This window comes from Caulobacter sp. AP07 (assembly GCF_000281955.1).
GTDB lineage: Bacteria > Pseudomonadota > Alphaproteobacteria > Caulobacterales > Caulobacteraceae > Caulobacter.
Map to the genome: position 1 here is coordinate 1 of NZ_AKKF01000296.1, position 22563 is coordinate 22563.

Annotated in this window: 10 protein-coding genes; 8 read left to right on the forward strand and 2 right to left on the reverse strand. The window is 68.9% G+C overall.

Going from position 1 to position 22563, the window contains the following annotated elements; translation table 11 throughout:
• From PMI01_RS24460 to PMI01_RS24495, 8 genes are all read left to right on the forward strand, one after another.
• A partial coding sequence (locus tag PMI01_RS24460) for a class II aldolase/adducin family protein (RefSeq protein WP_007675925.1) occupies positions 1-690 on the forward strand: 690 nt, incomplete at its 5' end.
• Positions 690-1679 (forward strand): ABC transporter substrate-binding protein, encoded by a 990-nt coding sequence (locus PMI01_RS24465; RefSeq protein ID WP_007675927.1) that lies wholly within the window; start codon positions 690-692, stop codon positions 1677-1679. The genes PMI01_RS24460 and PMI01_RS24465, both read left to right, overlap by 1 nt.
• 120 nt (positions 1680-1799) lie before the next feature.
• Positions 1800-3989 carry a TonB-dependent receptor gene (locus PMI01_RS24470; protein WP_238537119.1) on the forward strand — a complete coding sequence of 730 codons (2190 nt, stop codon included), beginning with the start codon at positions 1800-1802 and terminating at the stop codon, positions 3987-3989.
• Between the two features lie 4 nt (positions 3990-3993).
• Positions 3994-4620 (forward strand): cysteine dioxygenase family protein, encoded by a 627-nt coding sequence (locus PMI01_RS24475; RefSeq protein WP_007675932.1) that lies wholly within the window; start codon positions 3994-3996, stop codon positions 4618-4620.
• Complete coding sequence (locus tag PMI01_RS24480; RefSeq protein ID WP_007675934.1) at positions 4617-6194, forward strand: rhodanese-like domain-containing protein; 1578 nt, start codon at positions 4617-4619, stop codon at positions 6192-6194. The genes PMI01_RS24475 and PMI01_RS24480 overlap by 4 nt, the downstream gene beginning before the upstream one ends.
• Before the next feature lie 8 nt (positions 6195-6202).
• A complete protein-coding gene (locus PMI01_RS24485; RefSeq protein ID WP_007675936.1) occupies positions 6203-6844 on the forward strand; it encodes a glutathione S-transferase family protein in 642 nt (213 codons plus the stop codon).
• Positions 6845-6936: 92 nt separating this feature from the next.
• The gene (locus PMI01_RS24490; protein ID WP_007675940.1) at positions 6937-8031 is read left to right on the forward strand and encodes an LLM class flavin-dependent oxidoreductase; all 1095 of its coding nucleotides are present in this window, start codon (positions 6937-6939) and stop codon (positions 8029-8031) included.
• Positions 8032-8035: 4 nt separating this feature from the next.
• On the forward strand, positions 8036-8653 hold the full coding sequence (locus PMI01_RS24495; RefSeq protein WP_007675943.1) for a flavin reductase family protein: 618 nt from the start codon (positions 8036-8038) through the stop codon (positions 8651-8653).
• A gap of 12 nt (positions 8654-8665) precedes the next feature.
• On the opposite strand, the gene PMI01_RS24500 is transcribed toward PMI01_RS24495, so the two are convergent.
• Positions 8666-9181, reverse strand: a complete 516-nt coding sequence (locus tag PMI01_RS24500) for a toxin-activating lysine-acyltransferase (protein ID WP_007675945.1) — start codon at positions 9179-9181, stop codon at positions 8666-8668.
• An 11-nt stretch (positions 9182-9192) separates the two neighbouring features.
• Complete coding sequence (locus PMI01_RS28155) at positions 9193-22332, reverse strand: Ig-like domain-containing protein (protein ID WP_007675947.1); 13140 nt, start codon at positions 22330-22332, stop codon at positions 9193-9195.
• Positions 22333-22563: the final 231 nt, after the last annotated feature.

Consider the following 22563-nt stretch of genomic DNA (forward strand, 5'->3'; position numbering starts at 1 on the left):
TCCTACCGGCTGTTCGGCCGCCATGGCTTCGACATGGGCGGGGCCGGCCACATCACCGCCCGCGATCCGGAACTGACCGACCACTTCTGGGTCAATCCGTTCGGCGTGCACTTCTCGCGGATCAAGGTCTCGGACCTGATGCTGGTCAGCCACGCCGGCGAGATCGTCGAGCCGCCGGCCAAGGTCCCGGCCCGCCTGAACCGCGCCGCCTTCGCCATCCACTCGCAACTGCACGAGGCCCGGCCCGACGTGGTGGCCGCCGCCCATTCGCACTCGCTGTACGGCAAGGCCTGGTCGGCGCTGGGCCGGCTGCTCGACCCCCTGACCCAGGACTCGGCCGCCTTCTACGGCGACCACGCCCTGTTCGAGGAATTCTCGGGCGTGGTGCTCGACACCAGCGAGGGCCAGAAGATCGCCAAGGCCCTGGGGCCGAAGAAGGCGGTGATCCTCCAGAACCACGGCATCCTGACCGTCGGCCAGTCTGTGGAGGCCGCCGTCTGGCGCTATCTGGCGCTGGAGAACGCCTGCCAGACCCAGCTGCTGGCCGAGGCGGCCGGTCCGACCAAGCCGATGCCGCCGGAAGTGGCCGCGCACACGGCCAGCCAGGTGGGCGGCGAGGCCGGCGGCTTCTGGGCCTTCCAGCCCTACTGGGAGGTGATCACCGAAGAAGAGCCGGACCTGTTCGACTGATGGTCCTTTCCCGTCGTCACCTGCTGGCGGGCGGCCTGTCCGTCGCCGGCGTCCAGGCGCTCGCCGCCTGCTCCCCCGCCGAGCCCGCCGGACCCAAGGCGCTGGGCGACCTGACGTTGCGCGCGGCCACCTATCGCGGCAACTTGGAGACCTTCTTCCAGGCGGCCGGCGTGGCCGACACGCCCTACAAGATCGCCAAGTCGGAGTTCGTCGGCGGCAACCTGATCGCCGAGGCGATCAATGCCGGAGCCCTGGACGTCGGCGGCATGAGCGAGATCCCGCCGATCTTCGTGGCCGGCGCGCCGGGCAACCAGGTGCGGATCGTCGCGGTGCTGCAGGGCGACGTCAACAACCAGGTCGTGCTGGTTCCCAAGGACAGCAAGGCCCAGGCCTTCGCCGACCTGAAGGGCAAGCGCATCGGCTATGTGAAGGCCACGACCTCCCATTACATCCTGTTGCGCCTGCTCGACGAAGCCGGCCTGAAATGGACGGACATCAAGCCCGTCGCCCTGTCGCCCCAGGATGGGCTGGCGGCGTTCTCCAGCGGCGCGATCGACGCCTGGGTGATCTACGGCGTCATCGTCCAGCAGGCCCGGCAGGCCGGGGCGCGGGTGCTGCGCACGGCCTTGGGCATCCTGTCGGGCAACTACCTGATCGCCGCCGCCAAGTCGGCCCTGGACGATGAGCTCAAGCGCCAGGCCCTGGGCGATTATCTGGGCCGCTACGCCAAGGTTACCGACTGGGTGAACGCCGACGGTGCGCGCTGGGCGCAGGCTCGCGCCGCCGCCACCGGCGTGCCCGCGGCGCTCTATCTGCGCGAGTTTCAGGAGCGCAGCGGCCCGACCCGGCTGTTGAAGGTCAGCGACGCCGCCATCGCCTCCCAGCAAGGCGTCGCCGATGCGTTCGCGGTCGCGGGCCTGATCCCTGGCAAGGTCGATGTCAGGCCTCTGTGGGACGATCGGCTGAACAGCGCGCTTCGCGATGGCTAGAAATATTCATAGTTCATATTTCAGGTCACGATATGAGCTATCCTGCACGTCGTTAGATTTAATGTGCGTTGAGACTATATTTGAAAGCGCGACATATCCCCAACAACAAGAACGGGGATAATGATGTCGCGACGCTATATTTCTCTTTACTGGCTTTCCGGGGTTTCCGCCCTGGCGCTGGCCGGGGCGGCCCATGCCGAGACTCCGGCGACGCCCGCCGTGACCGAGGCCGAGAGCGCCCCGGCCATCGAGCAGGTGGTGGTCACCGCCGAGCGCCGGGCCACCAACCTGCAGAAGACCGCCATCGCCATCTCGGCCTTCAGCGAGACGCTGCTGGCCGACCGCAAGATCGACAGCATCCGCGACCTGTCGGGCCAGATTCCCAACTTCAGCATCAGCCGGGTCACCATCAGCCACACCACCCAGACCTACGCCCTGCGCGGGGTCGGCGAGGCCGATCCGATCCAGGAGCCGGTGCTGGCGGTCTATGTCGACGATGTCTACATCCCGCGCCAGATCGGCTCGATGGTCGAGTTCAACGACCTGGAGCGCATCGAGGTGCTGCGCGGCCCGCAGGGCACGCTGTACGGCCGCAACTCCAGCGCCGGCGCCCTGCGGATCATCACCCGCGACCCGGGCGAGGCGTTCCGCGCCAAGGCCGAGGTCGGCCTGGGCAATTACGGCGCGGTCGATGTCCGCGCCCTGATCGAGGGGCCGCTGGTCGCGGGCAAGCTGGCCGGCAGCCTGTCCTACATCCACCACGAGCGCGACGGCGTCACCTTCGACCCGACCCTCAATCACGACGTCAACCGCATCGACCTGGACGCCTGGCGCGCCAAGCTGCGCTGGACCCCGACCGACCGGCTGGACGTGCTGCTGACGGTCAACGCCCTGAGGGACCGCAGCGACACCCGCAGCTATGTCCCGGTCAACCAGCCGAACGGCGAGCACCGCACGGACCGTTCCTATTCCGAGGTCGAGCCGGTCCAGGACCTGGACCAGATCAGCGGCGCCCTGCGGGTGCAGTACGAACTCAGCGACAATCTGAAACTGAAGTCGGTCACCTCGTACGGCGGCTTCAACCTCAACCCCGTCGCCTATGACAACGACGGCGTGGCGGCGCTGATCCAGAAGAACCTGATCCACTACAACGACCAGTACGTGACCCAGGAAGTCCAGCTGAACGGCGACTATGGCCGGCTGACCTTCACCAGCGGCGCCTTCTATCTGCACGAGCGGTTCTTCGTTCAGCGCGACGGCTATAGCCGCCGCAACGCCCTGCCGACCGACCCCGTCGTGACCCCCGGCAACTACGGCTTCGCCCGCGCCCACAACATCACCAACACCGACGCCTACGCACTGTTCGGCGAGGCCAGCTGGGCGTTCAGCGACCGCTTCAGCGTCACCGGCGGCCTGCGCTGGACCAACGAGAAGAAGGACTTCGTCTTCGACAACAAGGTGCTGAACCTGCAGGGCCAGGTGGTCGGCCAGTCGATCGCCGGCCGGGCCGACAAGATCTTCTCGTCGATCACCCCCAAGCTGTCGGCCCAGTTCCAGTGGACGCCGGACGTCCTGCAATACGTGACCTGGTCGAAGGGCTTCAAGTCCGGCGGTTTCGACAACCGCGCCACGCGGCTGGACCTGGCGACCCGGCCGTTCGCGCCGGAGAACGTCGACACCTACGAGACCGGCCTGAAGACCGAGCTGTTCGACCACCGGGCGCGGGTGAACCTGGCGGTGTTCTACAACGACTACAAGGACCTGCAGGTCAGCTACAGCGACCCGGCCTATCCGGGCAATTCGGTGCGCGCCAACGCCGGCAAGGCCCACACCTACGGCGTCGAGCTGGAGAGCGACGTGCGGGCCACCGAGCGGCTGAGCCTGCAGGCCTCGGCCGGCTACCTGTTCGCGGTCTACGACAAGTACCGCAACGCCGGCGGAATCGGCGTCAACGCCGACGGCCACCGGCTGCTGAACTCGCCGCGCTGGAGCCTGTCGGGCGGCCTGACCTACGACGTGCCCATCGAGATTCCGGGTTCGATCCGGGTCGGGTTGAACGCCCAGTACCAGACCAAGACCTATTTCAACGCCCTGCAACGGCCGCAGGACGAGGCCCCGGCCCGGACCTTCGTCAATGGCACGCTGACCTGGCTGACGCCGGATCCGCGCTGGAGCGTGGTGCTGTCGGGCCGCAACCTGCTGGACTCCGACAAGCCGGTCAGCGCCACCTACACGCCCGCGACCGGCGTCTACTACCAGAACTTCCCGGACCCCCGGACGGTGCTGGTCACCCTCAAATACGCGCTGTGATCCGATGACCCAGCCCCGCCTTCACCGCCCCAATCTGCTCAGGCTGGCCGACTTCGTCGGCGCCCTGGGAACCCTGGTCGACCAGACCACCGACGAGGAACTGATCCTCGCCGAGGGCGGGCGGCTGCTGGCGGGGCTGATCGCCCGCGACGACTGGCTGCCGGACGCCTACGCCCAGCCCGATCCTGAGCGCTACCAGCAGTATCTGCTGCATTGCGACAGCCGCGAGCGGTTCAGCGTCGTCAGCTTCGTCTGGGGTCCGGGTCAGGCGACGCCGGTCCACGACCACACCGTCTGGGGCCTGGTCGGGGTGCTGCGCGGGGCCGAGCTGTCGCAGCGCTTCGCGCGCCGGGGCGGGACCCTGGCGGCGGTCGGCCCGATCCACCGCCTGGAGCGCGGCGAGGTCGAGGCGGTGTCGCCGACGGTCGGCGACGTCCACCAGGTGACCAACGCCTTCGACGACCGCGTCTCGATCAGCATCCACGTCTACGGGGCCAATATCGGCGCCGTGGAGCGCGCCACCTACGATCGCGACGGCAAGCCCAGGCGGTTCGTCTCCGGTTACGCCAACACCACCCTGCCCAACCTCTGGGATCGCTCCAAACCCGTGCTGGCCGAGGCAAGCTCATGACCCTGCTGACCGTCACCCCGCGCGAAGTGCGCCAGGACTGGATCGCCCGCCGCGAGATCGCCCTGCTCGACCTGCGCGAGGAGGACCCGTTCGCCCGCGCCCACCCGCTGTTCGCCTCGCAGCTGTCGCTGGGCCGGCTGGAGCTGGAGATTCTCGACCGGGTTCCGCGCAAGGACGCCAAGATCGTCCTCTACGACAATGGCGAAGGCCTGGTCTCGCCGGCCGGCAAGCGGCTGGCGGCCTTGGGCTACACCCAGGTGCGGGCGCTGGAGGGCGGGCTCGAGGGGTGGCGAAAGGCCGGCTACGAGCTGTTCCAGGACGTCAATTCCTACAGCAAGGCGTTCGGCGAACTGGTCGAGGCGCGGCGCCACACGCCGTCCCTGCCGGCCCAGGAGGTCCAGGCCCTGATCGATCTGGGCGCCGACCAGGTGATCCTCGACGCGCGCCGGTTCGAGGAATACGCCACGATGAGCATTCCCGGCGGGATCAGCACGCCCGGCGCCGAGCTGGTGCTGCGGGCCCGGCAGATCGCCCCCGACCCGGCCACCACCATCATCGTCAATTGCGCGGGCCGCACCCGCAGCCTGATCGGCGCCCAGTCGCTGGTCAACGCCGGCGTCCCCAACCCGGTGTTCGCCCTGCGCAACGGCACCATCGGCTGGACCCTGGCCCAGCAGAGCCTGGAGCACGGCCAGAGCCGCCGCTTCCCCGCCGTCTCCGACCCGACCCTGGCCGAGGCCCGGGCCAAGGCCCGCGACGTCGCCTACAGGGCCGGGGTGCGCCGCATCGACGCCGAGGGGCTGGCGGACCTCGCCACCGACCGCAAGCGCACCCTCTACCGCTTCGACGTCCGCACGCCCGAGGAATACGCCGCCGGCCACCTGCCCGGCTTCCGCTCGGCGCCCGGCGGCCAGCTGGTGCAGGAGACCGACGTCTTCGCCCCGGTGCGCGGCGGCCGCGTCGTGCTGGCCGACGACCTGGGCCCGCGCGCCGACATGAGCGCCTCGTGGCTGGCCCAGCTGGGCTGGGACGTCTACGTGCTGGACGGCGGTTTCGACGGCGAGCTGGAGACCGGCCCCTGGCGGGCCGCCGCGCCGGCGATCCCGACGGTCGAGACCATCAGCCCCGCCGACCTGGCCGTCGCGCTGGGCGACGGCGCCGTGGTGGTGCTCGACCTCGCGCCGAGCCCTGTCCATCGCAAGGGACATATCCCCGGCGCCTGGTTCGTCATCCGCGCCCGCCTGGCCGAGGCCTTCGAGCGTATCCCCGAGGGTTTGCCGATCGTACTCACCTCGCCCGATGGCCGCTTGGCCGCTCTGGCGGCGGCCGAGGTCGAGGAGATCTCCGACCACCCGGTTCGCGTGCTGGAGGGGGGCGCCGAGGCCTGGGCGGCCAGCGGCCGCCGCCTGGACACCGGCCTGGTCCGCGCCGCCTCCGATCCGGAGGACGTCTACAAGCGGCCCTACGAGGGCACGGACAACGCCGCCGAGGCCATGCAGGCCTATCTCGACTGGGAATACGGCCTGGTCGACCAGCTGGCCCGCGACGGGTCGCACGGCTTCTTCGTCATCTGAGGCCGGTCATGTCGCTCAAGCTCTATTTCGCCCCCGGCTCCTCCGCCTTCGCGCCGCTGATCGCCCTGGAGGAGCTGGGCGTTGCCTACGAGACCCATCACGTCGACCTGGCGGCCGGCGACCAGCGCAAGCCGGACTATCTGCGGGTCAATCCGCGCGGCCGGGTGCCGACCCTGGCGGTCGACGGCGAACCGGTCACCGAGGTGCTGGCGATCCTCACCTACCTGGCCCAGGCCTATCCGCACAGCGAGCTGCTGCCCCTGGCCGACCCGCTGAAGCTGGCCCACGCCTACGAGGTGATGAGCTGGTTCGCCAGCACCGTGCACGTGGCCTTCTCGCAGATCGCCCGCCCGGAACGGTTCGCCGACGACGACAGCGTCAAGGCGGCCCTGGCCACGCCCGGCGAGGCGCGGTTCCACCGCACCCTGACCGACATCGAGCGTCTGGCCCAGGGCCCCGGCCCGTGGCTGCTGGGCGAGAGCTTCAGCGCCGTCGACGCCTATGCCCTGGTGATCTGGCGCTGGGCCGAGCGCCGACAGATCGACACCGCCGGCTATCCCGCCTGGAGCGCCAAGGCCGCCCGGGCCCTGGCCCGACCCTCGGTCAAGCGCGCCCTGCGGCGCGAAGCCGCCGCCAAGGTCGCCGCCTGATGAGCGGCCCTGATCCAACCCTTGAGAAAGCCTCGCTTTTCTAGCTCCACCCCGTCCCTAGAGTTTCCTTCAACCCACGATCGGAGACCGTCATGTCCGTCGAATTCATCGGCTATATCGGCACCCAGCATCAGTCCGAGATCCATCCGCCCAGCGGCCCGGTGATCGACCGCGACTATGTCGAGCGCGTCGCCCGGGCCCATGACGAGGGCGGCTTCGACCGCGCCCTGGTCGCCTTCGGCTCGACCTCGCCGGAAAGCCAGCTGGTGGTGGCCCACGCCGCCTCGGTGACCCAGCGCCTGGGCTTCATGATCGCCCACCGTCCCGGCTTCACCGCCCCGACCGTCGCCGCCCGGCAGTTGGCCACCCTGGACCAGTTCACCGGCGGCCGCGTGGCCGTGCACATCATCACCGGCGGTTCGGACGACGAACTGGCCAAGGATGGCGACCACCTGACCAAGGACGAGCGCTACGCCCGCACCAGCGAGTATCTCGACATCGTCCGCCAGGAGTGGACCAGCGACAAGCCGTTCGACTACGAGGGCGCCTACTACAAGGTGAAGCAGGCGTTCGGCGGGGTGAAGCCGCTGCAGAAGCCGCATATCCCGGTCTATTTCGGCGGCTCGTCCGACGCGGCCATCCCGGTGGCCGGCAAGCACGCCGACATCTTCGCCCTGTGGGGCGAGACCCAGGCCCAGGTCGCCGAGACCATCGCCCGGGTGCGCCACGCCGCCGCCAAGCACGGCCGCCAGGTGAAGTTCTCGCTGTCGCTGCGACCGGTGATCGCCGCCACGGAAGAAGCCGCCTGGAAGCGGGCCGACGACATCGTCGCCCAGACCCGGGCCCTGCGCGAGAAGGCCGGCCTGCCGACCAGCGGCCACGTTCCGCCCAACGCCGGCTCACAGCGCCTGCTCGACGCCGCCAACCAGGGCTCGCGGCTCGACAAGCGGCTGTGGACCGGCGTCGCCGCCGTCACCGGCGGGGCCGGCAACTCCACGGGCCTGGTCGGCACGCCCGAGCAGGTGGCCGAGGGCCTGCTCGACTATTACGACCTGGGCGTCTCGACCTTCCTGATCCGCGGCTTCGACCCGCTGGACGACGCGATCGCCTACGGCCGCGACCTGATCCCGCTGGTCCGCGAACTGGTGGCCCAGCGCGACGCCAGGCCGGCCGCCGCCGCGGGTTAGGACGATGGCCTTCGACGTCGATCCCCGCTGGCTGGGCGACGCCGCCTGGCCAACCTCGTCCTGGCTTGGCGACGCTTCGTCCGGAGCGGAGCCGCCCTACGCCGTCCAGGCGCCGCCGGTCGATCCGCCAATCGATCCGGGGGCGTTCAAGGACGCCCTGGCCCGGCTGGCCAGCGGCGTGGCCATCATCTCCTGCTGGGATCGGCCCGGCGAAAAGGGGAGGGCGCCGCGCGGCCTGCTGGTCAGTTCGATCACCGGCCTGTCGGTCGATCCGCCGCGCTTTCTGTTCTGCGTCCGCAAGGAGGCCTCCAGCCACGACACCCTGCTGGCGGCCGGGGCCTGCGGGGTGGCGATCCTCTCGGCGGGGGACGAGGACGAAGCCCTGCGCTTTGCCTCGCCGGCCCGCGCGGCCGAGCGCTTCACCGACTCTCGCTGGGACCTGGCCCGGGACGATGCGCCCCGGCTGCGCGGCGGCCTGACCTCCGCCGTTTGCGCGATCGACGCCGCGATCGACGCCGGTGGCCACACCATCATCCTGGTCACCGCGCGCCACTGCACGACCCGCCCCGGCGACCCGCTGGTCGCCTTCGACCGCGCGCTGCGCACCGTCGCCAGGCCCTGAGCCCCCGACGCCCTATCTGGCGAGTTCGACGGCCACCTTTTCCAGGGCTTGCCGGAGGTCTTCCCCGGCGGCGGCCGGCACGATCTTGACCTCACGGGCGCCGGTCTTCGGGTCGACGCGATGGAAACGGAACTCCTGGCCGCGGAGCGGTCCGGAGATCAGGTCGGCCATCATCACCTCAAGATGCCGGTTGTTCTCGTCGGCGAAGGGCGCGATCAGGTCGACCAACCAGACTCGGTCGCCCGCGCTCCATTCCTCCAGGGTCAGCCGGTTTCCGGGGTCGATGAGGCCGCCGGCCAGCTTGCGCTCGCCAACGGCGTCGGTCTTCGCCCACAGGGCCAGACCGACCGGCTGCTCGCCGTCGCGGAAGATGTAGAACTGTTCGCGCAGGAGCGCGGGCATGACGAGCCATTCCAGGTCGCCGATCGCCAGCGCCCGGTGCAGCGGCGACTGGGTCAGCAGCCAGGTCATCTCGCCCAACACATGGCTCACCGTCGGTGCGCGCTGGGCCTGGGTGTCCTTGGTCACGCTGTCGTCCCCTAGTTCATCGCCGAGGCGAAGTAGTCGTACTGGTATGTCGCCCGAACGTCACCCGTGGCCAGGGCGCTGGCGGCGGGCGTCGAACCGAAGCTGCTCATCGCCTGGGTCATCTGCAGCACCCGCAGCCGGTCGAGATCGACGTCCGACAGAGGCAAGGTGCTGTCCCCGCCGGCCGAACCGCCGACAATCTGCTCCGCTTCGCCGCCGGCCGATAGCCGCGCCATGAGCTCAAGGTCCGGCAGCCCCTGGCTGCCCGCCCCGATCGGGGTCTTGAGCGAGCTCGGGTCGAACGCGATGGCCGCGTCGCCCACCGTGCCGACCGAGCCGTCGAGACGCTTGAACGCGGCGGTCGCCAGCAGCAGGTTCGAACCCAGCTTCGCCGTGTCGCTGAACGCCGTCCCCTTGACGCCGATTTCGGAGATTCCGAGTTCGGACAGCGTCTTGAGCTCGCCGGGGTTGGTGACCCCGTCGCGATTGGCGTCGATCCAGACCTTCAGCTCGCCGAACCGGACGTCGGCGGCCGTCAGCTTGCCGTCCTTGTTGGCGTCCAGGACGGCCAGCCCTTCCAGGCTGGACTTGGCGTCGGCCTTCTCGACCAGGAACGACAGCTCGGTGGCCTTGGTGATCAGCCCGTCGCCGTCGCGGTCGATGACCAGCAGGCCGTCGCCTTTGCGGGTCCAGCCGGTGTCGTCGCGCACCCCGTCGCCGTCCATGTCGAACAGGGCGTCGGACTTGCTCTTCTTCTTGAGTTCGACGCCGTCGCCGTCGAGATCGAGCACGATCGACGACAGCAGTCCGACATTGCCGTTGCGGAAGCTGAGCAGCGAGGCCGCCGACACCTGGCCGGCGGCCGCGTCGATCGCGCCGTCAAGCTCGCGCGGGCGGACGAACAGGGCGCCGTTCGAAGCTGAGATCCGGAAGTGCTTGGCCTTGCCATCGAAGGTCAGGGTCTGGGTCGAGAGCGCCAGGCCGCCGATCGACGGACCCAGCGCCGTGGGATCGTAGGCCAGACCGACGTCGCTCAGGAGTCCCTGTCCGCCGGTCGCCATGACGAACTTGCTGGTGTTGAACGTCACGCTGTGGCCCGCCGTTCGCTGCGCGGCGGTCTCGCCGGTCGCCACGCCCTTCAGGTCGATGCTCGAGATCCCGGCCTGGGCCAGGCTGAGCAGTTCGCCCGCGTCGGTGACCCCGTTGCTGTTGGCGTCGATCCAGGCGCCGAAGCCGACGAAGCTGGCGTCCAGCGCGTCGAGGACGCCGTCCTTGTTGTCGTCGAAGCCGGCCAGGCCCTCGAGGTCGGTCTTGGCGCCGGCCTTGTCGCCGACGAACGAGATTTCGGCGATGCCGTTGATCATGCCGTCGCCGTTGCGGTCTCGCACCAGGAAAGCGTCGCCGGCGTCGGCCCACGCCGTCTTGCGCAACCGGCCGTCGCCGACCATGTCGAAGGTCGTACCGCTTTCGGCCAGGGGCACGATCGTCTTGCCGTCGCCGTCGAGGTCGAGAATGATCGGCGCGGCCAACGCGTCGTCGTTCGAGGGCCCGTAGGCGAAGAACACGTCGCCGATCGTCGACTGCGTGCCGTCGGCCCAGGTGAAGTCGGCCGTGCCGTAGACCACGTTGTCCGAGGCGTTGGGATCCTGCTCGCCGCGGGTCAGGGTCAGCCCGATATGGGTGATGCCGAGCTCCGACAGGGACTTCAACTCGTTCGCCTGGCTGACGCCGTCGTGGTTGGCGTCCTGCCAGACCCGGAACTCGCCGAAGCGCGCGTCGTCGGCGTCCACGAAGTTGTCGCCGTCGGTGTCGAAGGCCCGAAGCCCTTCCAGGTCGGAGAGCGCGCCCTCGGTGTCGCCGACGAACGAAATCTCGCCGATGTCGTCGATCGTCCCGTTGCCGTTGCGGTCGAGGGCCAGCAGGCCGTCGTCCGCGCCGACCCAGCCGGTCTTGTCGCGAACGCCGTCGCCGTCCATGTCGAACAGCACCGTCGAACCGTCATAGGGTGTCAGTTCGACGCCGTCGCCGTCCAGGTCGAGGACCAGCGGCGGCACGGACGCGCCACGGCGCACGAAGGTCACCAGGAACGGGGTCGGCGACGTATGGCCGGTCGCGTCGGTGACGTTGAGGGTGAAGTTCACCCGCACGGTGGAGGTGCGGCGGACGCCGTCGATCTTGGTGCCGCCCTCCCACTCGCCGCCGTTGCCTTCGCCCGGCGAGGTGAAACTGATCAGGCCGTTGCTGTCGATATAGACGTAGGGCAGGGCATAGGAGTCGATCTCGCTGCTGCCGCCGTAGGACCAGATGGACTCGGTCTGCACCATATCGGTGATCGAATAGGTGAAGTTGTACTGGTGCTCCGGATCGGTGGCGTAGATCTGGATGATCCCGCCGCCGTTCTTGTCGCCGGTGACGCGGTAGGCGGTCGGGCTGTCGTAGATCACCTGGCCGTCGTTGCCATAATAGGTCTTGGTGCTCCAGAAGGTCGGCGCCTCGTCGACGTTCTGGACCTTGATGTTCAGGTTCGCCGAGACGGTCTGGTTGGTCACCGTGTTGATCGCCCGGACGCCGAGTCTGGCCCAGGCGCGGTTGTCGTCGGTCCCGACATAGTAGAACCCGGTCGAGTACTCGTTTCCGTACTCGTCGTAGGCGAAGCCTTCCTCATAGACGTCGGTGATCGCTTCGTAATCCTGCGCCCCGACCATCCAGATCTCGCCGCTCGCGGAATCGATCTGCCAGCCGTCCTTGATGCTCGAGCCGTTGTCGAACTCGTAGCGGATGTTGGCCCCGCCCTCCGGATCCGAGAGCATGCCGCGGAAGTTGCCGCGTGAGATGAAGGGCCCCAGGGGCGTGTTGCTCTCGTCGACGTAGACGTTGATCTCATGCATCGCGTGCGGTTCGTCGACGTTCTGCAGATGGATCGCCGACGTGCCGGTGGTGGAGATCGCGCTCGCGCCGCGGGCCCTGTCGGTCACCGTCGTCTGGTAGGCGAAGTCACGGGCGCCTTCGAAATCCAGGGTCTGCCAGCCGTTGACGAAGATCGCGCCGTAGTCGTCCATCACGAACCGGCTGTCGGCCGATCTGGAGACCTGGCGGTTCAGCGGGGCGTCGAAATAGGTCGTGCCCCCGGTGAAGCTGTAGCGCAGCTCGCCGGCGGGTCCGTCGATGTCGCTGCCCTGCGCCGAGCCGAGGTACTGGTAATATCCCGGGTTCTCGAGGGGATAGAAGTTCTGCGTCGAGCCGGTGAAGACCGGCGCCTCGTTCTTGTCCTCGATCAGCACGTCAAAGGTGAACGCGTCGGAATAGGCGCCGGTGGCGTCCTTCGCCGCGACCGTCAGGGTCGCGACCTTGACCTCCTTCAGCTGGTTGCCGTTGGTGTCATAGGACGACGCCGGGCTTGAACCGTAGGCGCCCATGACGGCGCGGACCCAATCGGCCGTCCAGTTCACGCCGGGTTTGACCTCGATGGTGGATCCGTTGACCCGGAACCAGCCGGCGTCGTTGCCGCTGAGGATGACCAGGTCGGGCGTGACCTCGTCGGGGTCGCTGAGGCTGAACTGGGCCTGGGTCCGCAGGGCGTGGCTGTCGCTTCCGGTCGTCTCCTGGAAGAGGTTCACGACCGGGGACCCGAGATTGTTGGGGCGCTCGTTGACGTTGGAGATGAACAACTGCGTCAGGGTCGCCGAGCTGGTTGCCACGCCGTCGTACGTCGTGACCCAGATATCGCCCATATAGGCGTCGGCGCGGCCATCGGCGTTCCAGTCGGCCACGCCGTAGCCGACCCTCCTTGCCCATTCGAAGTCGAAGTCGAGCCCCGACTTGATCTTGACCATGTTGTTTTCAATGGAGAACCAGTCGCCAGGGTTGGCCTGGAGCTTCAGGGACAGGCCCAACGGGCCGTCCGGATCGCTCAGCGTGTAAGTCGACACGATCGTGCCGGCGTTGGCCGAGTTGGCGGTCAGTCCGGTCTCGTCGAGGAACACCCTGGCGGGGCCGGCGGGGGCGTTGGGCGTCTCGTTCAGGGGGTTGACGGTGACCGCCACGAGCTGATCGACATAGGCGCCGCTGGCGTCCGTGACCCGCACCTGGACGGTGTGCAGCGCGACGCGGTTCGCCGCCTCGTAATCGAACATGGCGGGGCCGCCGTTGGCGACGAGCAGGCGGCTGCTGTTGGCCGGATCCAGCTTGTAGCGCCCGCCCGCGTCGCTGAGCAGCGTATAGGTCAGATTCTGCCCCGGCGCTCCGGCCTCGCTCGCGTCGGGGTCGACGCCGAGCAGCGTGCCGACGAAGGCGTTCGAGGCTGCGTTCTCGTTGACCGAGCCCGAAAGGCTGACGCTGGTCGGCTTTCCGTTGACCGACACGCGAAGCGGAACGGGCGTGCCGCGGCGGGTGGAGGCGCCGTCGATCGACAGCGGCGTGATCGACAGGATCGCGTCCTGCCAGGCGTTGGCCGGCGTGACCAGGCGCACGCTGCCGCGTTGCGCGGCGGTCAGGCGAACCTCCGAACCTTCCACGACGCCGATCGGGTTCCCGGCGCCGTCGATGAAGCTGTAGCCGGCCGGGAGACCGGCGATCATGACGTCGACCCGCTCGGAGCCGTCGTTGTCGGGATCGGTCGCGTTGAGGACGATCGGGATGGCGACGCCGGCCTGGCCGCCCGTGCTGCCGGCGGTGACCGCGGCGGTGTCCGCGGTCGGCGCGATCTGCAGGGTGAAGCCGTTGAGGTCGCCCGCGATCTGGTTGGTGCCGCGGATACGCGCCATCATCTGCAAGGGCAGCACGCCGCCGGGGAGCCCCGCCGTGGACAGGTTCGGGCTCAGGGTCAGCTTCACCGTGCGATTGCCGTTCGCGTCCGGAGCGCCGGCGCTCATCGTGAAGTAGCTGTTGAAGTCGGCGATGCTCGAGGTGATCTCGATGTCGATATTGCCGGCCGGGATGACCACGGCCGGGTTGCTCGGATCGGTATACCAGGCGCGGATCGGGATGCTGATTTCGCGCACCTCGCCGTCGAGCGGCTCGGTGGTCACGATATTGGTGACGTCCGAGATCTTCGGCGCGGTCAGGCGCCGCCAGTAGTCCTCCATGCGGTTGCGGAACGAGACGTCAGCGTCGCGCAGCGCCTGCAGGCCCGCGCGGTTGGTCGGCCGCGAGCCGGCCGGTATCGCCATCATCATCGCGGTGAGGGCGTCGACGTCGATCGGCACCGTGATCCGCCCGCCGCCGTCCGAGATCAGGTCGACCTTGAAATAGGCGTCGGGCTGGCCGCCCACCGGCGCGGTGAACCAGTTCTCGATGGTGGCGCTGCCTTCGATCCCGGCGGCGCCGAGAATGGTCAGCCGAACATTGGCGCCGGTGGCGCTGATGGCGCCCGTGGCGTCGACGCGGTCGAACCAGATGTCCGTGTAGAGGATCGAGCCGTCGAAGGTCAGGTGGTCGAAATCGGCCCCGGTCGGGTCGAAGCTGCGGATCAGGTCGGCGCCTTGGCCGCGGGCGACGAAATAGGTGTCGTTGCCGTCGCCGCCCTGCAGGGTGTCGTTGCCGAGCCCACCGTCCAGGTAGTCGTTGCCGAGGTCGCCGGACAGCACGTCATTGCCGTCGCCGCCGAACAGCATGTCGTCGCCCAGGCCGCCGGAGATGGTGTCGATCCCCGCCCCGCCATAGATCGCGTCGTTGGTGTCCGCACCGGTCAGGACGTCATTGTACGTCGAACCCTGGAGGTATTCGATGCCGGTCAGGGTGTCGCCCTGGGCGCTGCCGCCCAGGCCGGTCCCGGTCTTGAGGTTGACGGTGACGGCGGTGGTCGAGGTCTCGTAGGTCACCCCGTCGATGCCCAGGCCACCGTTGATCGCGTCGGCCCCGAGGCCGCCGTCGATATGGTCCTCGCCGGCCCCGCCATTGATGATGTCGTTGCCGTCGCCGCCCTGCAGGCGCGCGGTCGTGAACGGCCGCCACCAATCCGTGCCGGCCGCGCGGACGCTTTCGTCGCCGTCCTCTCCGTTCAGCGTGTCGTCGCCGGCCCCGCCCTGCAGGGTGTCGTTGCCGATGCCCCCCCACAAGGTGTCGTTGTTCAAGCCGCCGTCGAGGGTGTCATTGCCATTTTCGCCGTACAGCGTGTCGACGCCCGCCTCGCCATTGACGACATCGTCGCCGTCGCCGCCATAGAGCGCGTCGTCGCCGCTGGCGCCATAGAGCGTGTCGGCGCCTTCGAAACCGCGGATGATGTCGGCGTTGGCCTGGCCGTACAGGATATCGGCCGACGTGCCGCCTTCGGTGATGTCGGCCTTGTCGACGACGGTGAAGGTGAACGGCAGATCGACCGAGAGCGGGTTGTTGGTCTTGTCGATCACCCGCACGAGCAGGCTGATGGACTGCTCGGCCTCGTAGTTCAGGCTCTGGTTGGCCAGCAGCACCAGCTTGCCGCCCGACACCGCGAACCGCGTGCTGGCGATCGACGAGCCGTTCTCGTAGACGATGTAATTGTACTGGGCCGTCTTCTGGGTGACGTTGTCGCCATTGTCGTTGACGCTGAGGGTCGCGAGATTGATCTGCGGGCGGGGCGTGGTCGGGGCCAGCCTGTCGCGCTCGTCGATGGTGGTCACAGGGCTGCCGGTCACCGTGACGGTGTGCTGCTGGTTGGTGTCCTTGACCTTGACGCTGAAGCCGACCGCGGCCGACGTCTTTTCGCCGTCATAGGCCTCGGCCGTGCCGTTGACCGTCACATAGCCCAGACCGTCGGAGTCCGTGGTGACCACCAGGCCGCTGGCGACCAGCGCCTCGAAATCCGGCTCGATCGCGAACTGAATCTCGCTGCCCACGCCCTTGAACAGGCCGTAGGGGTTGCTCACCGGTCGCACCGTCAGGGTCGAGTTGGCGTCGATGTCGGTGAGATCGAAGCGCGCCACCCAGCCGCCGATGTTCGAGGCCGCGACCGGAGACGTGGACGACTCCGAGACCATGCCGCGGGCGCCGTTCGGCGCCGGGACGAACGGCGCCTCGTTGATGTTGGTGAGGTTCACCGTGAAGGTATCGGTGCGCAGGCCGCCGAGCGAGTCCTGGGCGGTCACGGTGATCTGATGGCTGCCGCCGTTCGCCTCCTTGTCGAGCAGCGGGGCGTTGGCGACGCGCAGCGTGCCGTCCGGATCGATCGAGAAGCGGCCGCCGGCCGAGTCGGTCAGGCCGAAGGTGATCAGGCCGCCTTCGACGTCGGTCGCGGTCAGCCTGCCGACGATCGTTCCGTTGACGGTCGTCGTGCCCGGCGCGGACTCGGCGATGCTCAACGCGCCGCCGCCGACCACGGTGATCGTATCGGGAGCGTCGTTGACGGCGGCGATCACGACCTGGACCGCGACCTCGACCTTCGTTCCGTCGGTGTCGGTGACGACCAGGATGAAATTGTCCACGCCGCTGTAGTTGGCCGCCGGCGTGTAGGTCAGGGCGCCGGTCGCCGGGTTGATCGCGCTGATGACGCCGTGGGTCGGCTGAGCGTCGGCCTTGACGCTGTAGACCAGCGCGCTGCCGTCGTGGTCGATGACGCCATAGGCGCCCGAGATCACGACGGGCGCGTCTTCGTCGGTGGTGACGACGCGCGCCGCGGTCGGGGCGGTCGGCGACGAACGGCCTTCCGCGTGCCAGTAGGTGGCCAGCACGGCGGCGATGTCGCCGGGCATGGTCGAAGGGGGCGCGCCCGCCGCCGCCGTCATGGCGGTCACCAGGTTCAGGGTGTCGGCGTTGTCGAGATAGAGCGCGTGCGTGGTGGTCCGCACCGCGCGGACCAGGCTGGCCCCGGTCGCCGCGAAGAAGTTCGAGACGGTCACGGCGGTGTCGCCGCCGATCACGCTGATCTTCAGGTCGGCGCCCGAGCGGACCATCCATAGCCGGTCATAGGACACCGAGGTGTCGAAGTTGATGGTGTTGGCGCCATCGGCGTCGACAAGGGTGTCGGCCCCGGTCTTCTCGCCGAACAGGTAGGCGTCGGCCCCAAGTCCGCCCTGCAGGCTGTCGACGCCCGCGTCGCCGCTGAGGGTGTCGTCGCCGTCGCCGCCGGCCAGGGTGTCGTCACCGGCTCCGCCGACCAGCACGTCCTTGCCGGCGCCGCCGTCGAGCACGTCGATGCCCATCCCGCCGGTCAGGCTGTCGTCGCCCGCCTCGCCGTACAGCCAGTCGTTGCCGTCATCGCCGCTCAGGCGGTCGTTGTCGGTCCCGCCCCAGAGTTGGTCGTTGCCGACGCCGCCCGACAGTGCGTCCTGGCCGGCGTCGCCATAGAGCATGTCGTAGTCGTCGTCGCCCATCAGGACGTCGTCGCCGCCGCCGCCGCGCAGGATGTCGTTGCCGTTGAGGCCCATGAGCCGATTGCCGCCCGCGTCGCCGGTGAGCGTGTCGACACCCGCGGACCCGACCAGATTCTCGACGCCCACGAGGATGTCGCCCGAAGAGTCCGCGTCGGTGATCGTGGCCTGCGCGGTCGTCAGGTTGAGATCGACCACGACGCCGTTCAGCGAACGGGCGTAGCGCGCCGTATCGCCGGCGGTCTGGGACGCCCCGATGGCGGTGTTGGCGCCGCCGTCCAGGCGATCGGCCCCAGCTCCGCCTTCGAGCACATCGTCGCCGTCGCCGCCGAACAGCTGGTCGTCACCGGCGTAGCCGACCAGGGCGTCGTTCCCGGCGCCTCCCGCGAGGTTGTCGGCCAGCGCGCCGTCCTGGCCGGCCAGCAGGTCGTCGCTGGCCGTCCCGACCAGTTGCGCGCCGTCGGTGGCGACCATGACGCTGGCGAGCGAGATCGCCTGGCCGTCGGCCAACTGCAGCAGCTCCACCCGACTGACCGTGATCTTCTGACCCTGCAAGCGTACCTGCTGGGCCGTCGAGCCGTTGCGCACATAGAGATCGTCGCCAGACCACACGAAGCTGAGGTCCGTGAGACTCAGCGCGCCCCCAAGCTCAAGCACGTCGCCGCCGCCGCCGTCGACGCTGGTGTCGAAGCGCTCGCGCGTGACCTGCTGGCCGTTGGTGCGGGCGAAGCCGCCGGTCCAGCCCGACAGCACGTACTCGGCCGGCGTGGGAACAGCCGGGCTCGCGCCGCTTTTCACGAACTTGTCGTAGTCGTAGACCAGCTCGCCCGAAGCGTTGTGGACTTGCAGGCGCCAATAGACGCCGCCCGGCGCGGAGATGCCGGTCGAGGTCCAGGTGGTGGCATAGCCCGCCGCCAGGGCGCCGGCCGTGGTCACCGCCTCCTCGACCGTAAAGGCGCCCTCGCGGACGGTGTCCGCTCCGTCTCCGACTTTCCAGACATAGGTGTCGTCGCCCGCGCCGCCGAGCAGCAGGTCGTCGCCGTAGCCGCCGCTGATCTCGGTCTGGCCCGCGTCGCCGCCCAGCACGTCGGCGCCCGAACCGCCGATCAGGGCCTCGATCCCCGAATATTCGTCGCCCTCGGCGTCGCCGCTGTTGGCGAAGTTCGCCGACAGGTAGGCGCGCACCGCGGCCGTGGCCGAAGAATAGGTCGCCGTGTCAAAGCCGGCGCCGCCCGCCAGGACGTCCCGGCCGCTTCCGCCGTCGAGGATATCGTTGCCGACACCGCCGTACAGCACGTCGGCGCCGGCCTGGCCGAGAAGGGTGTCGTTGCCGGTGTTTCCGGCGATGATGTCGTCGCCGAGGCCGCCGGCGATGGAGTCGTTGCCCGTGCCGCCGGTGATCCAGTCGGCGATGGACGATCCCTTGAGGGAGCCCTGGATGTTGCCGTCGGGGCCGTCGCCGCCGGCGACCAGGTTCCTCTGACCCGCCCCGGTCTCGAGCACGCCCGTCTGGTAGAAGGCGATCTTCTCGATCTGTCCGATCAGGGGGACGCCGTTCGCGTCCGTCGCGTACCAATTCTTGATCGTCACGCTGTCGGCGACGGTCGCGTTGTTGGCGACCTCCGCGTCGTCGTTCGACACCACCAGTATCAGGTCGAGGCCAACCCTGCGCAGGACGACGTCCTGGATCCGGATGTTGGGCGCGAACTCCAGCGTATCGACGCCGTTGTTGGCGGCGATCACGCCCGAGGCCGGCGGCGTGTAGTACCGGAGCGTGCTGGTCGCGGCGTCATAGTCGAAGCGGCCGAGCCACTGCAGGTCGGGCGCGGTCTGCGTGCCCATGTTCTGGCGGATGATCGCGCCGCCCAGGCCGGTCACCTGGCCGCTGACGGAATCGTAGGCGTAGTCCTCGCCCCAGACGCCGTTCGCCCAGACGGTCGACCAGCCGCTGGTCGCGAAGTCGTCGAAGATGGTGTCGCGGCCGTCGCCGCGCGCGAACTTGAAGCGGTCGTCGCCCGCCCCGCCGACCACCAGGTCGTCGTCGCCGCGACCGCCCGACAGGATGTCGTTGTCATCGCCGCCATAGAGGTCGTCGGCCCCCGCGTCGCCGGTGATCGCGTCGGCGCCCTTGCCGCCGTACAGCTTGTCGGCGCCGAGGCCGCCGACCATCAGGTCGCGCCCGGCGTCGCCGGCCACGAAGTCGTCGCCGGTCCCGCCGTTGCCGATGTCGTCGCCGGCCAGCAGGAACAGGCGGTCGTTGCCCGCGCCGCCGTAGACGAAATCGGCGCCCGCCGTGCCGACCAGCACGTCGGCGCCCGCGCCGCCGAGCACGAAGCTGGTGATGTCGCCGATGCGCACCTCGGTGCCGTCGACGAACTTCAGCCATTCCACTCGCTTGAACGGGTTGGAGAACCAGTCCTTGACCGTCATCTGGGCGCCGGAATCGACCTCCACGCCGTTGACGATCTGGGTGACGACCACGATCAAGTCGTTACCCGGCGCCCCCGAGGTTCCCGAGCGCTGCAGCCGGATGTCGCCGATCTGGATGCCCAGGCCGAACACCAGGGCGTCCTCGCCGCCATTGACCTGGCCCTGGGTGACGCCCGCCGAGGTCCCCAACCAGTCGGGACGGATGGCGCCGGCCTGCAACGGGTTGAGCTTCCAGGCGTCGATGCCGGCCATCCGCGCGGCGACGGCGTCGCCGACCGCGCCGAAGCCGTCCGACACCTGCTCCTCGGCGATGTCCGCCCCGTCGCCGAGACGGACCAGGTACTGGTCCGCGCCGCCGCCGCCCATCAGGCTGTCGCCCGCCCCGGCTCCACCGGCCAGCACGTCGTCCCCGGCCCCGCCGGACAGCTGGTCGACCCCGTCGCCGCCCTCCAGCCAGTCGGAGCCCTCGCGGCCCCGCAGGATGTCGTTGCCGGCGCCGCCGTCGAGATAGTTCCCGTCGCCGCCCAGGGCCGCCGGGTCGACGCCGCCCGCGTCGAGCACGTCGTCTCCGGCCCCGCCCAGCAGCCAGTCGTCCAGACGCCCGCCGTACAGGGTGTCGCCGCCGTCCTCGCCGAACAGGTTGTCGCCGCGATCGGACGCCCGGACCTGGTCGTCGCCCGCGCCGGCATAGACGGTGGCGGCCACCTCGATGAGGCGCGCCGCGCCGTTGAACGCCACGCCGTTCACGGTCAGGTTGGTGTTGATGCCGGCGTTGGTCTGGAGCAACTGGTCTCCGGCCAGGCGGATTCCATCGTTGCCGGCCGCGCCCCGGATCACGGTCTGGGCGTTGGCTTCAATCAGGTCGCGCGAGGTGACGCCGGCCTTGCCGTCGTCGTCCAGAACGTTCCAGACACGCAGCCCCGTGCCGTCGTCGATCGCCATGGCGAGCCGGCCCGCGGCGAGCGAGGCCTTGTTGAGCTTGCCGTCGATGATCTCGTCCAGGAAGCTCGTATAGCCCCCCGTCCAATCGGTCGCCGCCCGGCGATCGACGCCCAGTTCGTGCGCCCGCTGCAGGGTCACGAACCAGCCCGCGGCGAAGGTGCTCTGCGGCGCCGCGTCGATCAAGGCGTTGATCGACATCGCGTTCTGCAGATATTTTTCGTACTCGCGCGCCACGCTGATGTCGCCCAGCAGGGTGGTCATGTCGAACTGACCCGCCGCGCCTGCCGCGTTGCTGCTGGCGTTGCCTCCGGCGTTGACCAGCGAACTCAGCGCGGCGCGTTTCACATAGGCGTCGCCGCCCGCCAGTTGGCCGACCATGCTGGCCAGCGCCAGATAGGTGCCGTGGGCCACCAGTTGCTCGGCGCCGCCGGGGCCCGAGAAGCGGGCGGTGATGGCGTCCTTGTCGGTCGTCGAGGTCGGGCGATAGACGTAGTCCGTCTTGCGCATGCCGTAGTTGCCGGCCTGCACCCGCGTGGGGTCGAGCAGCGTGCCGTCGACCACGTCCAGCACCGCGTTGAGATTGCTCGAGACCGCGGTGGCCAGTTGCTGCGCCGCGTCCTTGGAGCCGCCCTTCTTGGAATAGACGTTGGCCACGACGAACTCGCCCTTGGCCTCGTCCCAGGTCGTGTCGGCCCCGGACCTGGGCGTGCCGCCGAAGATCGAGCCGATCAGGCCGCCCAGCAGGGTGTCGACCAGCACGATGACGGCGACGATGGCGACCGCCAGCACAGGGTTCGCGGCCGCGAAGGCGGCGGCGTTGGACAGGATCGCCGTGATCGAGGCGCCGCCAACCGCCAGGCCGTTGGCGGCCGCCAGGGCCACGGTCGACGCGAAGCCGCCATAGATGCCGCCGACGGCCGAGCCGATCTGGCCGCCGACCGAGTCGAAGGTCTTGATCTCCGAAGCCAGCTTGGAGCCGATATAGGAGCCGATCGCATTGACGAACAGGGACGTGTTCACACCCTGCAGCGGCGTGCCCGCCGTCGAAGCCGACGAGAGATTGGTCAGGATCCTGCTGACCACGGCGCCGCCGAGCGAATTGGCGATCTCGCCGGGCAGGCCTTCCAGGCCGCTGGCCTTGATCAGCTCGGCCGTCAGGTAGGAGGACAGCGCGCCGAGGCCCGCGCCCTTGATGTTCTGCAGCAGGGTGGTGCTGAACCCGTCGAACCCATGCGCCAGGATCTCGGTCGAGGGGATTCCGTGCAGCAGGTTGACGTCGATGTATTCGCCGACGGCGCCGAGCACCGTGCTCAGCGTGCCCGAGGCGATCACCTGCTCGAACGGATCGTCGCTCAGCCGTTTGCCGAGGACGGACCCCAGCGCCATCCCGATCTGGGCGCCGTCGACAACCGTCAACCCCGCGCTGACGCCATCCTTGAAATGTTCCAGCGCGACCTGGAAGCCATTGCCGACCGTAGCTTTGTAAATGACCATGCGAGTGCCTTCCGGCACCAAGAGGCCATTTTTCTCCGCCTCGATAAGCTCTCCTACAGTGCGAACATTGTGAGCCCTGACATAATCATCAATTATACCTTGAAAGGCGTCGCGGCGACCTTCAAGGTATGTGGTGTATATTTCTGCATCGGTCGTTTTGGTGTCATCTGTTGCAACAATTAAACCTCTATTTTTACCTTCGATGAAAGTGGCGCCTTCAACTCTATCCCC

What these genes read in the sequence shown, in the direction of transcription:
- PMI01_RS24465 (WP_007675927.1), top strand. Translation starts at nt 690, where the DNA reads ATGGTCCTTTCCCGTCGTCACCTGCTGGCGGGCGGCCTGTCCGTCGCC.
- PMI01_RS24470 (WP_238537119.1), top strand. Translation starts at nt 1,800, where the DNA reads ATGATGTCGCGACGCTATATTTCTCTTTACTGGCTTTCCGGGGTTTCC.
- PMI01_RS24475 (WP_007675932.1), top strand. Translation starts at nt 3,994, where the DNA reads ATGACCCAGCCCCGCCTTCACCGCCCCAATCTGCTCAGGCTGGCCGAC.
- PMI01_RS24480 (WP_007675934.1), top strand. Translation starts at nt 4,617, where the DNA reads ATGACCCTGCTGACCGTCACCCCGCGCGAAGTGCGCCAGGACTGGATC.
- PMI01_RS24485 (WP_007675936.1), top strand. Translation starts at nt 6,203, where the DNA reads ATGTCGCTCAAGCTCTATTTCGCCCCCGGCTCCTCCGCCTTCGCGCCG.
- PMI01_RS24490 (WP_007675940.1), top strand. Translation starts at nt 6,937, where the DNA reads ATGTCCGTCGAATTCATCGGCTATATCGGCACCCAGCATCAGTCCGAG.
- PMI01_RS24495 (WP_007675943.1), top strand. Translation starts at nt 8,036, where the DNA reads ATGGCCTTCGACGTCGATCCCCGCTGGCTGGGCGACGCCGCCTGGCCA.
- PMI01_RS28155 (WP_007675947.1), bottom strand. Translation starts at nt 22,332, where the DNA reads ATGGTCATTTACAAAGCTACGGTCGGCAATGGCTTCCAGGTCGCGCTG.